Origin of the sequence: Pseudomonas sp. DCB_BI (assembly GCF_026240995.1) — a bacterium.
In the GTDB taxonomy this organism is placed as follows: Bacteria; Pseudomonadota; Gammaproteobacteria; order Pseudomonadales; family Pseudomonadaceae; genus Aquipseudomonas.
The window spans coordinates 242,351-254,437 of sequence record NZ_JAPFCG010000001.1; the positions used below are offsets into that span (position 1 = coordinate 242,351).

The window sequence follows — 12,087 nt, forward strand, 5'->3', positions numbered from 1 at the left end:
GACTGGAAAATAAAACCGGTAACTCAGATAGCCTTGAGCGTACCTTTTGGCAGGGTCGCAGCGATCGCGCCCTTCTGGAACTTCAGTTCGACAGTGTCCGACACTTCCAGAACCACGAAGTCATCGGAAACCTTGACGATCTTGCCGGCGATACCGCCGTTGGTGACAACTTCGTCGCCTTTCTGCAAGTTGCTCAGCAGGTTCTTCTGCTCTTTGGCACGCTTGGCCTGCGGGCGCCAGATCATCAGGTAGAAGATGACCAGGAAACCGACCAGGAAAATCCACTCGAAGCCGGTACCGGCTGGGCCAGCGGCAGGTGCTGCAGCGTCCGCGTATGCGGCGGGGATCAAGAAGCTCATTGGGCACTCCTAATGTAATTTTCTAATAATGGATGCAGACAGTCAGTCCAAAGGCGGTACGGGAAGCCCGCGTTTGGCGTAGAAGGCGTCGACAAAGACGGCCAATTTACCCTGTTGAATAGCCTCGCGTAAACCGGCCATCAAGCGCTGGTAATGGCGCAAGTTGTGGATGGTATTCAGCATGCTGCTCAGCATTTCGCCGCACTTGTCCAGGTGATGCAGATAGGCGCGCGAGAAGTTGGTGCAGGTATAGCAGTCACAGGTCGGATCCAGCGGCGAGTCATCATGGCGATGGAACGCATTGCGGATCTTGATCACCCCTGTATCGACGAACAGATGACCGTTGCGCGCGTTGCGCGTCGGCATCACGCAGTCGAACATGTCGACGCCGCGGCGCACACCCTCAACGAGATCTTCCGGTTTGCCTACCCCCATAAGGTAACGAGGTTTGTCAGCCGGCATCTGGCCTGGCAGGTAATCCAGCACCTTGATCATTTCGTGCTTGGGCTCGCCTACCGACAGGCCGCCGATGGCCAGGCCGTCGAAGCCGATGTTTTCCAGGCCTTCCAGCGAGCGCATGCGCAGGTCCTGGTACATGCCACCCTGGACGATCCCGAACAGCGCCGCGGTGTTGTCGGCGTGTGCGTTCTTCGAGCGCTGGGCCCAGCGCAACGACAGCTCCATGGAGGTGCGGGCCACATCGTGCTCGGCCGGGTAAGGCGTGCATTCGTCGAAGATCATCACCACATCCGAGCCCAGGTCACGCTGTACCTGCATCGACTCTTCGGGGCCCATGAACACCTTGGAACCATCGACCGGCGAAGCGAAGGTCACGCCCTCTTCCTTGATCTTGCGCATGGCGCCCAGGCTGAATACCTGGAAACCACCGGAGTCGGTGAGGATCGGGCCTTTCCACTGCATGAAATCGTGCAGGCCGTTGTGCTTCTTGATCACCTCGGTGCCCGGGCGCAGCCACAGGTGGAAAGTGTTGCCCAGGATCATCTCGGCGCCAATGGCCTCGATATCGCGTGGCAGCATGCCCTTGACCGTGCCATAGGTGCCCACTGGCATGAACGCCGGGGTTTCCACGGTGCCACGGGGGAAGGTGATGCGACCACGACGGGCCTTGCCGTCGGTGGCCAGCAGTTCGAAGGACATTCGACAGGTGCGACTCATGCTTGATCCTCGGGGCCACGTGGCGCCGGATTGCGGGTGATGAACATGGCATCACCGTAACTGAAGAAGCGGTACCCCTGCTGGACCGCCGCCGCGTAGGCGGCCATGGTCTCGGGATAACCGGCGAAGGCCGAGACCAGCATCAGCAGCGTGGACTCCGGCAGGTGGAAGTTGGTGACCAGGGCGTCGACCACATGGAACGGCCGGCCCGGATAGATGAAGATGTCGGTATCGCCGCTGAAGGCCTTGAGCACGCCATCGCGCGCGGCGCTCTCCAGCGAACGCACGCTGGTGGTGCCGACCGCGATCACCCGACCGCCACGGGCACGACAGGCCTCGATGGCATCGACCACGTCCTGGCTCACTTCGAGCCACTCTTTATGCATGTGGTGGTCTTCGATCTTGTCGACCCGTACCGGCTGGAAGGTGCCGGCCCCCACGTGCAGGGTGACGAAAGCACGTTCGACGCCCTTGGCGGCGATTTTTTCCAGCAACGCCTCGTCGAAATGCAGGCCGGCGGTAGGCGCGGCAACTGCACCGGCACGCTGGGCATACACGGTCTGGTAGCGTTCACGGTCGGCACCCTCGTCGGGGCGGTCGATGTACGGCGGCAGCGGCATATGGCCGACGCGGTCGAGCAGTGGCAGCACCTCTTCGGTGAAGCGCAGTTCGAACAGGGTGTCGTGGCGCGCGACCATTTCGGCCTCGCCACCGCCATCGATGAGAATGACCGCGCCTTCTTTCGGCGCCTTGCTGGCACGCACATGGGCCAGCACCCGATGGCTGTCGAGCACACGCTCGACCAGCACTTCCAGCTTGCCGCCGGAGGCTTTCTGGCCGAACAACCGCGCCGGGATCACCCGGGTGTTGTTGAACACCATCAGGTCGCCGGGGCGCAGGTAGTCGAGCAGATCGGGAAATTGCTGATGCGTAAGCGCGCCGCTCGGCCCATCGAGGACCAGCAGACGGCTACCATGGCGCTCGGCCAATGGGTGGCGGGCGATCAGGGAATCGGGGAGTTCGAAGGAAAAATCGGCGACGCGCATGATGATGTTCGGTTCGGCAGGGCCGGGAAGTTTAGCCCAATGTGTGAAAATTGACCATGAAAGCCGATTGACCGACCAGCGGCACCTCTCTATACTGCGCGCCACGCCCTGATGGCGGAATTGGTAGACGCGGCGGATTCAAAATCCGTTTTCGAAAGGAGTGGGAGTTCGAGTCTCCCTCGGGGCACCAAGATCCGGAAAAAACCGACCTGATGGTCGGTTTTTTTTCGCCTGCCATTTCTTTACGCAGCACCGCGCAGATTTGACGCCGCATCAATGACCTCGCGGCCTGGAGCCATATCTGCATTCTATTGGCCGCGCCCATGACTAGCACTTAAGCTGTCATTCGTCGGATATAGGCTAAAAGTATTGCTGGCATGATGGCACTTGGCCATAGTTGCACTCCCATTTCTCCACCCCTGTGTGAAACATGAAAAAAATCGCGCCCTGCATGGCGGCACTGATGCTGCTCGGTGGGTGCAATGGAGTGCCAACGTCTTACGTTTCCGATCCTGTCTACAGCCAGGCTTTCGTGGTGACTTCCGGCGCCCCGCTGCCGATGTTGCTGATGGCAAGCGCTATTCAGTGGAACGATGAATACGCCGTCACCGCCAAGCACACCCCTTTCCTGCGCAACGTGGTCCACGAGGGCCTCGGTGACGTGGTGTTCTTCAAGCACAAGGCCAGCAACGTGCCGCACTGGCGCCAGTACGTACCTGGGGAAGCGGTGACGGCGGTAGGTTTCAACAGTTTCATGATGCCGATGCAGGGCAAGGGCCATGCCTTGCCTTCGCTGGTGCGGCTTGAAGGTACGCCGGGCAGCGTCTTCTACTCGGTGCATGACGGCCCGATTACCAAGGGCATGTCGGGCGGGCCAGTCTTCGCCGATGACGGCCAGGTAGTGGGCATCAACGTTGCCATCATCCCCACCAGCGAAATCGACGCCGGCAAGCGCCCGGACCTGGCGGGCAAGGAGCGTATCAGCGTATTCATGTCGTTCAACGAGATCGACAAGGAATGGCGGCGCTATCAGTACCTGTTGGCCAACAAGGCCAGGCCGCGGGCGCCGGCCGCGGTGAAAGGCTACGTGGCAGTAGCGGCCAAGCCATGAGGTGAGGGGCAGGCCGCCTGTACGGATGCAAAGCGGCTTATGATGCAAGGCTAATGGCCTCTTCGCGGGTGAACCCGCTCCCACAGGTACCACACAGGTCGCAGAGACTTTGGAGGTTTTGTGGGAGCGGGTTTACCCGCGAAGAGAACCGCCCAGCTAGCACAAGAAGGATCTTCAATGTACCTGACCCACCGCCCGATCCAGCCCCGCGACATCCCCGCCATCTGCAACTTCCCGCAGGGCCCGGACGAGCTGTTCTATATGTTCCCCAAAGCCATTTACCCCCTGACCCCAGTCCAGCTGAGCGACGCCATCGCTCAACGCAGCGGCTCCACGGTGGTGGTAGACAAGGGCACGGTCCTGGCCTTCGCCAACTTTTATAAAGCCGAACACGGCGGCGTGTGTGCCCTGGGTAACGTCGTCGTGGCGCCCGCCGCCCGCGGCCGAGGCGTGGCGCGCTATCTGGTGACCGCCATGATCGACCTGGCCCGCCAGCAATACGCCGCCCGGGAGGTCTGGGTGTCATGCTTCAATCACAACACCGCAGGCTTGCTGCTCTATCCGCAACTGGGCTTCATGCCGTTCGGTATCGAGGAGCGGCAGGCGTGGGATGGCACGCGGGTGGCGTTGGTGCAGATGAAGCAGCTGCTCAGCTAACGGGCCCGGTCTAGCCGGGTCAGACTTATCTCATCATTTCAGCTTCTAAACTCCTTGCAACATTCGCCACGCGAACCTTCGGCGCCCCTCGACGTCCGATCCTGCATCCCCCGCGTTCCGAGGTACCCCCGCGTGAAAGACGTCATCGCCCGCAAGTACCGCCTGGTGGTGAAGACCATCGGCTACATCGGCTGGTCGCTGTTCTGGCTGCTGATCTGGGATGTGCTGGTTACCATCGACTTCATGCTGTTCTTCAACAGCAAGTTCAGCCTGCCGCTGATCCCGTTGACTTTGCTGGGTTCGGCACTGGTGGTGCTGGTGAGTTTTCGCAACAGCAGTGCCTACAACCGCTGGTGGGAGGCGCGTACGTTGTGGGGCGCGCTGGTGAACAGTTCGCGCAGCTTCGCACGGCAAACGCTGACCCTGATCGATGACCCGGACGACGGCCTCAACCCGGTCAAGGCGACCCTGCTGCGTCGGCATATCGCCTATGTGAACTGCCTGGCGGCGCACCTGAAGGGTGAGTCGTGCCCGGACGAGTTGATGGCCTTTATCCCGCCAGCCGAGTTTGAAAGGCGCAACCGCTCGAACAATTTCGCCAACGACATCCTCGGCGGCTCAGCGGCCTTGCTGGCGCGGGAATACCAGGCCGGGCGGCTGGACAGCATTCGCCTGGCACGGCTGGAGTCGACGCTGGTCGACCTGTCCAATGCCCAGGGTGGCATGGAGCGGATCGCCAATACACCATTGCCCTACCCTTATGTGTACTTCCCACGGCTGTTCATCACTCTGTTCTGCCTGATCGTGCCGGTAGGGTTGGTGGAGTCGCTGGGCTGGTTCACGCCACTGGCTTCGACGGTGGTGGGGTTCATGTTGCTGGCGATTGAGCGGATAGGGACAGATTTGCAAAGCCCGTTCCGGTTCAGTGAGCACCAGATCCAGATGGATACCATTTGCGAAACGATCGAGCGCAACCTGGAGTCGATGCAACGGGAGGCGCAGTGTGCCGAAGCTGTGGATGCATGAGAGCTGCGGGGCGGAAAAGCAGCCGCGGCTATCGGTCAGGCACGCACATAGCGCTGGCGCAACACATCACTCAACATATCCACCAGCAATACCAACACCAGCATGCCGATGATCACGGTGCTGGCCTGAGCCTCCTGGAACAGGCTCAACGTGGTGTACAGCATCTGCCCCAGCCCGCCCGCTCCGACAAACCCCAGCACGCTGGCCATGCGGATGTTGTTCTCCCAGCGATACAGGCTGTAGGCCAGCAACTGCGGCCACAGGTTGGGCAAGGTACCGAAGCAGAACGCTGCGACCTGGCTACCACCCTGCAAGCGGATCGCCGCCGCGGGTTCCGGCGGCGCGTTCTCCAGCGCCTCGGCGAACAGCCGCCCCAGCACCCCTGCGGTGTGCAGCGCCAAGGCCAGGGTACCGGCATTCGGCCCAAGCCCTGCAGCCAGCACGGTCAGCGCCGCCCACACCAGTTCCGGAATGGCCCGCAAGGCATTGAGCAGCAAACGCGCCGCCCCCTGCAACGGCCAACCGAAGCGACCCGCCGCCGGCAGTGCCAGCAACATTCCCAGCACCATCGCCAACAAGGTGCCCAGCCCGGACATGGCAAGGGTTTCCAGCGCCCCGCGCCACACCGCCTGCAAATGCCCCGGCGAAAGGTCCGGGTGCAGGAAGCGCCCGGCATACTCGCCCATCTGCGCCAGTCCGCCGTTACCGACCAGCGCGTGCAGGTCCAGCTGCAGGTAGGCAAATGAAGCCACCACCGCCGCCACGATGGCGCCCAGCAGTAGCAGGTTGATCACCCGGTTCATGCCAACCTCCAGCGCAGCAGGCGGCTGAGCAGGTCCGCCAGGATCACCAGCAGCAGGAACATCAGCAACATGCTCGCCACCTCGCCACCAGCGAACATGCGCATCGACAGGTCGATCTGCTGCCCCAGCCCGCCAGCACCGACAAAACCCATCACCACCGAAGCCCTCACCGCGCACTCCCAGCGGTACACGGTGTACGACACCACCTCGGAGGCGGCATTGGGCAGGATGCCGTAGAGAAACGCCGCCAACCGGCCGCTGCCCGCCTGCAACAAGGCATGGGCCGGGCGCTGGTCGACCGACTCGAAGATCTCGGCGTAGACCTTGCCGAGCATGCCGCTATAGGTGATGGCGATGGCCAACACGCCTGCCGTCGGCCCCAGGCCCACAGCACGCACGAACAACAACGCCCAGACGATCTCCGGCACGCTACGCAGGAAAATCAGCAGCCCGCGCACCGGCAGGCGCAAAAAGCGTGACCAGAACCCCGCGCGCCCCCCGCGTGAGGCCGCACCCAACGACAAGGCGCGGCTCGCCAGCAAACCGGCCGGGATTGCCAGCAACAACGCCAGCGCCATGCCGGCAGTCGCCACGGCCAGTGTCTGCAAGGTGGCTTGGTACAACAATGCAAGGAACTCGGTATCGTGCGCCGGCGGCCAAAAAGCACGTGTGAAACTGGCGATTTGCTGCCGGTTCTCTGCCTGCAGCAGCACCGCGGGGTTCAGCTCGCTCAACTGGACACCAGGCCACAGCACCGCTACGGCCAAAAGGGCCAACAACAACCGCGGCACTAAAGCCGGGTCGCGCGCGTCAGCCTTCAGCATCGCGGAATCTGCACGGTCAGGGCCGGCCCCTGGGTTGGCGGCGAAGCCAGTTGTTCATTGGCGTACAACGCATCCAGCAACTGCTGGGTAACGGCTTCCGCCGGGCAGTCGAATGCCACCTGCCCCTCGCGAATCCCGATCACCCGCGGGAAGTGCGCCAGCGCCAGCTCCACCGCATGCAGGCTCGCTATTAGGGTTACGCCGTTGGCCTGGGCATAGCGGTTGAGCAACGCCAGGCTGTGGTCGGCCAACACCGGGTCCATGGCCGACACCGGCTCATCGGTCAGCAGCAGCTGCGGCTGCTGATACAACGCGCGGGCAATGCCGACCCTCTGCAACTGGCCACCGGACAATTGCCCACACTGCACGAACAGCTTGTCGGCCAGCCCCAGCTCGGCCAACACCTGCCGCGCGCCTGCTACATCGCTGGGGTACAACAGGTTGAGCAAGCCGCGCAGCACACTCCACCGCCCCAGGCGCCCTGCCAGCACCGCAGTGACTACCCGCTGGCGCGGCGGCAAGGGCGGCGCCTGATGCACCAGCCCTACCCTTGCACGCAGGCGTTGGCGCGCCCGGGCCGATAGCGCCCAAGGCTGCTCGCCGAGCAGTTCCAGGCGCCCGCTGCCGGGCTGCACAGCCGTCGCCATCAGGTGCAGCAAGCTGGACTTGCCCGCCCCCGACGGGCCAATGATGGCGACGCGTTCGCCCTGGTCGATGCGCAGGTTGACCGCATCAAGTGCGCGTACCTGGCCATGGCGCAGACTGGCGCCGTACAGGTGGATGGCCACATTCAGAGCTGTCACTTGAGCAGGCCGGCCTCGCGTGCAGCTTGCTCGGTGCCGGCGTAGTTCTCAGGCTTGGTCTCGATGAAGCGGCTGGCGGCCTGCAGATCGAGGATTGCCTTGTGCTCCGGGTTGGCCGGGTCGAGGTCGAGGAAGGCCTTCTTGATCTTCTCTTTCAGCGCCGGGTCCATGTTGCCGCGCACGGTCCAGTTGTAGTCGAAGTAAGTCGGGGTGGTGGCAAACACCTTCACCTTGCCGGTATCGACCTTGCCGGCATCCACCAGCTTCTGCCACACGCTGGCGTTGAGCACCCCAGCGTCAACCTTGCCCGCCTGCACCCAGGCCACGGTGGCGTCATGCGCGCCAGAATAGGCCACGCGGCTAAAGTAGTCTTCAGGCTTGATGTTGTCCTGCTTGAGCATGAAGTAACGCGGCATCAGGCTGCCCGAAGTGGACGAGATCGAGCCGAAGGCAAACGACTTGCCCTTGAGATCGCTCAGGCTTTTCACATCGGGGTTGGCGGTGATGAACTTGGAGGTGAACTGCGCATCCTGTTCACGCTGCACCAGCGGCGTGGCAGTCGGGTCCTTCAGGTGTACCTGGACGAATGTGAAGCCACCCAGCCAGGCCAGGTCCAGGCGGTCGGAGGCCAGCGATTCAACCACCGCTGGGTAGTCGGCCACCGGTACGAACTTCACGTCCATGCCCAACTGCTTGGCCAGGTACTCGCCCAACGGCTTGAACTTGCGCTGCAGCTCGGTTGGCGCTTCGTCTGGGATGGCGCTGACCCGTAGGGTTTCAGCGGCCTGGGCGACAACGGCACAGCAGGACAGCACGAGGCCGGCGGCGAGCGCCAGTGGGCGTTTGAGCATGGGTGTTCTCCGGTTCAATAGCGGGACAATGCCAACAGATGCGCCGACAATTCCGCCGACACCGGGAATTATAAGAGGCACAGGCGCAAAGGCCAGCTTTGCTACAATCGCGCAACAATTTGACCTGCTGAGGTACGCATGAGCGAGCCGATTCGCCTGACCCAGTACAGCCACGGTGCCGGCTGTGGCTGCAAGATTTCCCCCAAAGTGCTGGACGTGATCCTCGCCGAAAGCGGCACCCAGGCCCTGGACCCTAAACTGTGGGTCGGCAACGCCTCGCGCGACGATGCCGCCGTGTACGCGCTGGACGAAGAACGCGGCGTGGTCTCGACCACCGACTTCTTCATGCCGATCGTCGATGACCCGTATGACTTCGGCCGCATCGCCGCCACCAACGCCATCAGCGACATCTACGCCATGGGCGGCGACCCGCTGATGGCCATTGCCATCCTCGGCTGGCCAGTCAACGTGCTCCCCCCGGAAGTGGCCCGCGAAGTGATCCGGGGTGGCCGCGCGGTGTGCGCCGAAGCCGGCATCCCGCTGGCCGGCGGGCACTCCATCGACGCCCCTGAGCCAATCTTCGGCCTGGCCGTCACCGGGGTGGTCAGCAAGCGCCACCTCAAGCGTAACGACACCGCCAGCGCCGGTTGCCGCCTGTACCTGACCAAACCGCTGGGCATTGGCATCCTCACCACCGCCGAAAAAAAGGCCAAGCTGCGCGCGCAGGACCAGGGCCTGGCCCGTGACTGGATGTGCACCCTCAACACCCCCGGCAGCCGCTTCGGCAAGCTTGACGGGGTCAAGGCCATGACCGACGTCACCGGTTTTGGCCTGCTCGGCCACCTGGTCGAACTGGCGGAAGGCAGCGGCCTCACTGCCCACCTGGACTACGCCGCCGTGCCACGCCTGCCCAGCGTCGAGTACTACCTGGCCGAGGGCTGCGTCCCCGGCGGCACCCTGCGCAACTACGACAGCTACGGCCACAAGATCGGCGCCCTCGGCGACGAGCAGAAGCATCTGCTGTGCGATCCGCAGACCAGCGGCGGCCTGCTGGTTGCGGTTACTGCAGAGGGTGAAAGCGAGTTCCTTGCCGTGGCGGCAGAACTGGGCTTGCAACTGGCGCCGATCGGCAAGCTGGTCGAGCGACAGAGCCACGCGGTCGAGGTGTTCTGATGCGCCACGACTGCACTGACTTCCGCCAGCTATTCCTCGACGATGTGCCGATGATGGACATGCGCGCCCCCGTCGAATTTGCCAAGGGCGCGTTCCCCGGCGTGGTCAACCTGCCACTGATGAATGACCAAGAGCGACAAAAGGTCGGCACCTGCTACAAGCAGCAGGGCCAGGCCGCCGCCATCGCCCTGGGGCACCAGCTGGTCAGCGGCGCCACCAAGCAGGCTCGCCTTGAGGCCTGGGCAGCGTTTGCCCAGGCCCATCCTGAAGGTTACCTGTACTGCTTCCGTGGCGGCCTGCGTTCGCAGATCGTGCAAGGCTGGCTGCGCGATGAGGCGGGTATCCAGTACCCGCGCGTCAAAGGTGGCTACAAGGCCATGCGGACCTTCTTGCTGGAAACTACCCAGCAGGCCGTGGAGGAATGCGATTTCGTGCTGGTGGGCGGCCTGACCGGTACCGGCAAGACCGATGTGCTGCACCAGTTGGCCAACGTGCTGGACCTGGAAGGCCATGCCAACCATCGCGGCTCCAGCTTTGGCAAGCGTGCCACCGCGCAGCCGGCGCAGATCGATTTTGAAAACCAGCTGGCAATCGACCTGCTGAAGAAACGCGCCCAAGGTATCGAACAGTTCGTGCTGGAAGACGAAGGCCGCATCGTCGGCAGCTGCACGGTGCCGTTGGCGCTGTACCAGGGCATGCAGCAGTACCCGCTGGTGTGGCTGGAAGACAGCTTCGCCAACCGCGTGGAACGCATCCTGCGCGATTACGTGGTCAACCTGAGTGCCGAGTTTGTAGCCGTACATGGCGAGGAAGATGGTCGCCGGCTGTTTGCCGAGCGCATGCTGCAGAGCATGGCCAACATCTACAAGCGCTTGGGTGGCGAGCGTTACCAGCGGCTGTCAGAGATCCTGCGCGAAGCGCTGGAAGAGCAGCAGCGCAGTGGCGCGGTGGATATGCACCGGGGCTGGATCGAAGGCTTGCTGACCGAGTACTACGACCCGATGTATGCCTACCAGCGCGATGCCAAGGCAGAACGTATCGAGTTTGCCGGGGATGCCGTGGAAGTGCGTGAGTACCTGAAGGCCCGGGCGCTGCGCGAGCCGCGCAAATAGAACCAGCACCCTGCAGTCCCTGTAGGCGCAGGTTTACCCGCGAAGAAGGCGAAGCGGTGCATGACACCGGGTTTGCCGGTGTTCGCGGCTGAACCCGTGCCTGCAGAGGTGAGCCAACCATGCCTGAATAGGCGCTACTGCCCAGGGCTAAGCACCCGCTCCAGCTCCGCCGCGCGGTCGCGGGTCATGTCCATGATGCAGGTGCCACCTTCCAGCTGCGCCATGGTGCCGCCACTGGCCTGTACATGGAACTGGCAATTGCCATCACGGTAGGCCAGCCACTTGCGCTGCACATCCCGCAGGCTCTTCTGCTGCCCCGCATCCAGCTTGCCCATCAACTGCTTGTACACCCGGTTCAACCGCTGATCCTGCACTTGCGTTTCGGCCCCGATGCACGCGCTCATGGCCACGGTGCTGGAGGCCTTATCCATGCACTGCCCGTAAGCCGCCGTGTAATCTTCCGCCACTGCCAAAGGCAGCACGCAGGCCAACGCCAGGCCTGCCAGGTAATGCTTGATCATGCTAACCCTCCTTGTGGGTATCAAAGCGTCTGCGGCTGCTCCGGCGGCATCAACACCTTGCCTGGCTCGAAGCGCAACGATGGCATCTGCGTGGCCGCATACAACGTCACACCCAGCGCCGCGATCAAGGCCACATCAAGCCAGCTCCAACCGGGCATGTCATCCGCGCTACGGGCCTTCCAGCAATGCCAGGCCTGGCCAATGCAGAACACCCCCATTGCCCCCAACCACAGGTAGAGGCCCGCCCCGAAACCGGTCAGGTCATGGAATTCATAGGTCTGGTTATCCGGCAGTCGGGTAATGCCGAAGCTGGTGCCCGCAAGGTACGTAGCGGCCAGACCCGCCAGCAATGCAAGGCGGCGAAACCGCCGATGAGCTAGGACGGCCAAGGCCAGCAGCGGATTGGCAAACCATTGGTGCAAGCCGAAAGGCACACCCCATGGCCCGTACAGCAGCATCTGCAGGGCCGGCATATGACGCTCGCCGCTCATCAGCGCGCCATCGAAGAACAGAGCGAGCAAATACAGCAGCAGGCTGATGCTCAGGTAGAAAACGGGCAAAGGGGATTCCTGAGAGAAACGGGACAGCCTACGACCTTAACCCAGGCCCAGCCCCGCTTCCAAAC

14 protein-coding genes and 1 tRNA gene are annotated in these 12,087 nt (G+C 62.9%); 6 read left to right on the top strand and 9 right to left on the bottom strand.

Annotated features, from left to right (window positions below):
• Positions 1-23: 23 nt before the first annotated feature.
• Genes yajC through queA form a run of 3 tightly spaced genes read right to left on the bottom strand, consistent with a single transcriptional unit; the run spans position 24 to position 2,581 of the window.
• Positions 24-359: a preprotein translocase subunit YajC gene (gene yajC / locus OO258_RS01110; RefSeq protein WP_008092587.1), complete on the bottom strand. Its 336-nt coding sequence runs from the start codon at positions 357-359 to the stop codon at positions 24-26.
• Positions 360-401: 42 nt separating this feature from the next.
• Complete coding sequence (gene tgt, locus OO258_RS01115) at positions 402-1,517, bottom strand: tRNA guanosine(34) transglycosylase Tgt (RefSeq protein ID WP_266028721.1); 1,116 nt, start codon at positions 1,515-1,517, stop codon at positions 402-404.
• A gap of 14 nt (positions 1,518-1,531) precedes the next feature.
• Complete coding sequence (gene queA, locus OO258_RS01120) at positions 1,532-2,581, bottom strand: tRNA preQ1(34) S-adenosylmethionine ribosyltransferase-isomerase QueA (protein WP_266028522.1); 1,050 nt, start codon at positions 2,579-2,581, stop codon at positions 1,532-1,534.
• 105 nt (positions 2,582-2,686) lie between these two features.
• Here queA and OO258_RS01125 point away from each other — a divergent pair.
• The 4 genes from OO258_RS01125 to OO258_RS01140 all read left to right on the top strand — a co-directional run bounded on the left by OO258_RS01125 (position 2,687) and on the right by OO258_RS01140 (position 5,375).
• Positions 2,687-2,771: transfer RNA gene (locus OO258_RS01125), tRNA-Leu, on the top strand.
• 273 nt (positions 2,772-3,044) lie between these two features.
• Positions 3,045-3,692 (top strand): trypsin-like peptidase domain-containing protein, encoded by a 648-nt coding sequence (locus tag OO258_RS01130; protein WP_266028722.1) that lies wholly within the window; start codon positions 3,045-3,047, stop codon positions 3,690-3,692.
• A 177-nt stretch (positions 3,693-3,869) separates the two neighbouring features.
• Positions 3,870-4,349 (top strand): GNAT family N-acetyltransferase, encoded by a 480-nt coding sequence (locus OO258_RS01135; RefSeq protein ID WP_266028524.1) that lies wholly within the window; start codon positions 3,870-3,872, stop codon positions 4,347-4,349.
• A 132-nt stretch (positions 4,350-4,481) separates the two neighbouring features.
• Positions 4,482-5,375, top strand: coding sequence for a bestrophin family protein (locus OO258_RS01140; RefSeq protein WP_110744944.1), 894 nt, complete (start codon positions 4,482-4,484; stop codon positions 5,373-5,375).
• 35 nt (positions 5,376-5,410) lie between these two features.
• On the opposite strand, the gene phnE is transcribed toward OO258_RS01140, so the two are convergent.
• Genes phnE through OO258_RS01160 form a run of 4 tightly spaced genes read right to left on the bottom strand, consistent with a single transcriptional unit; the run spans position 5,411 to position 8,656 of the window.
• Complete coding sequence (gene phnE / locus OO258_RS01145; RefSeq protein WP_110744945.1) at positions 5,411-6,178, bottom strand: phosphonate ABC transporter, permease protein PhnE; 768 nt, start codon at positions 6,176-6,178, stop codon at positions 5,411-5,413.
• Entirely contained in the window at positions 6,175-7,002 is an 828-nt protein-coding gene (locus tag OO258_RS01150) for a PhnE/PtxC family ABC transporter permease (protein WP_266028525.1), read from the bottom strand. Before OO258_RS01150 ends, phnE begins: the two co-directional genes overlap by 4 nt.
• Positions 6,996-7,805 (bottom strand): phosphonate ABC transporter ATP-binding protein, encoded by an 810-nt coding sequence (locus OO258_RS01155; protein ID WP_266028526.1) that lies wholly within the window; start codon positions 7,803-7,805, stop codon positions 6,996-6,998. Before OO258_RS01155 ends, OO258_RS01150 begins: the two co-directional genes overlap by 7 nt.
• Positions 7,802-8,656 (bottom strand): putative selenate ABC transporter substrate-binding protein, encoded by an 855-nt coding sequence (locus OO258_RS01160; RefSeq protein ID WP_266028527.1) that lies wholly within the window; start codon positions 8,654-8,656, stop codon positions 7,802-7,804. The genes OO258_RS01155 and OO258_RS01160 overlap by 4 nt, the downstream gene beginning before the upstream one ends.
• Positions 8,657-8,794: 138 nt before the next feature.
• Between OO258_RS01160 and selD the strand changes: the two genes are divergently transcribed.
• Both selD and mnmH read left to right on the top strand, forming a co-directional pair.
• Complete coding sequence (gene selD, locus OO258_RS01165) at positions 8,795-9,829, top strand: selenide, water dikinase SelD (RefSeq protein WP_266028529.1); 1,035 nt, start codon at positions 8,795-8,797, stop codon at positions 9,827-9,829.
• A complete protein-coding gene (gene mnmH / locus OO258_RS01170; protein ID WP_266028530.1) occupies positions 9,829-10,941 on the top strand; it encodes a tRNA 2-selenouridine(34) synthase MnmH in 1,113 nt (370 codons plus the stop codon). Before selD ends, mnmH begins: the two co-directional genes overlap by 1 nt.
• A gap of 134 nt (positions 10,942-11,075) precedes the next feature.
• Here the strand turns inward: mnmH and OO258_RS01175 are convergent, their stop codons facing one another.
• Together OO258_RS01175 and OO258_RS01180 are read right to left on the bottom strand one after the other, a co-directional pair.
• The gene (locus tag OO258_RS01175) at positions 11,076-11,462 is read right to left on the bottom strand and encodes a lysozyme inhibitor LprI family protein (protein WP_266028531.1); all 387 of its coding nucleotides are present in this window, start codon (positions 11,460-11,462) and stop codon (positions 11,076-11,078) included.
• A gap of 20 nt (positions 11,463-11,482) precedes the next feature.
• Positions 11,483-12,022 (bottom strand): hypothetical protein, encoded by a 540-nt coding sequence (locus OO258_RS01180; protein ID WP_266028532.1) that lies wholly within the window; start codon positions 12,020-12,022, stop codon positions 11,483-11,485.
• Positions 12,023-12,087: the final 65 nt, after the last annotated feature.

Bases quoted from the DNA above. Each gene is read 5' to 3' on its own strand.
- yajC (WP_008092587.1), bottom strand. From the start codon at position 359: ATGAGCTTCTTGATCCCCGCCGCATACGCGGACGCTGCAGCACCTGCC.
- tgt (WP_266028721.1), bottom strand. From the start codon at position 1,517: ATGTCCTTCGAACTGCTGGCCACCGACGGCAAGGCCCGTCGTGGTCGC.
- queA (WP_266028522.1), bottom strand. From the start codon at position 2,581: ATGCGCGTCGCCGATTTTTCCTTCGAACTCCCCGATTCCCTGATCGCC.
- OO258_RS01130 (WP_266028722.1), top strand. From the start codon at position 3,045: ATGCTGCTCGGTGGGTGCAATGGAGTGCCAACGTCTTACGTTTCCGAT.
- OO258_RS01135 (WP_266028524.1), top strand. From the start codon at position 3,870: ATGTACCTGACCCACCGCCCGATCCAGCCCCGCGACATCCCCGCCATC.
- phnE (WP_110744945.1), bottom strand. From the start codon at position 6,178: ATGAACCGGGTGATCAACCTGCTACTGCTGGGCGCCATCGTGGCGGCG.
- OO258_RS01150 (WP_266028525.1), bottom strand. From the start codon at position 7,002: ATGCTGAAGGCTGACGCGCGCGACCCGGCTTTAGTGCCGCGGTTGTTG.
- OO258_RS01160 (WP_266028527.1), bottom strand. From the start codon at position 8,656: ATGCTCAAACGCCCACTGGCGCTCGCCGCCGGCCTCGTGCTGTCCTGC.
- selD (WP_266028529.1), top strand. From the start codon at position 8,795: ATGAGCGAGCCGATTCGCCTGACCCAGTACAGCCACGGTGCCGGCTGT.
- mnmH (WP_266028530.1), top strand. From the start codon at position 9,829: ATGCGCCACGACTGCACTGACTTCCGCCAGCTATTCCTCGACGATGTG.
- OO258_RS01175 (WP_266028531.1), bottom strand. From the start codon at position 11,462: ATGATCAAGCATTACCTGGCAGGCCTGGCGTTGGCCTGCGTGCTGCCT.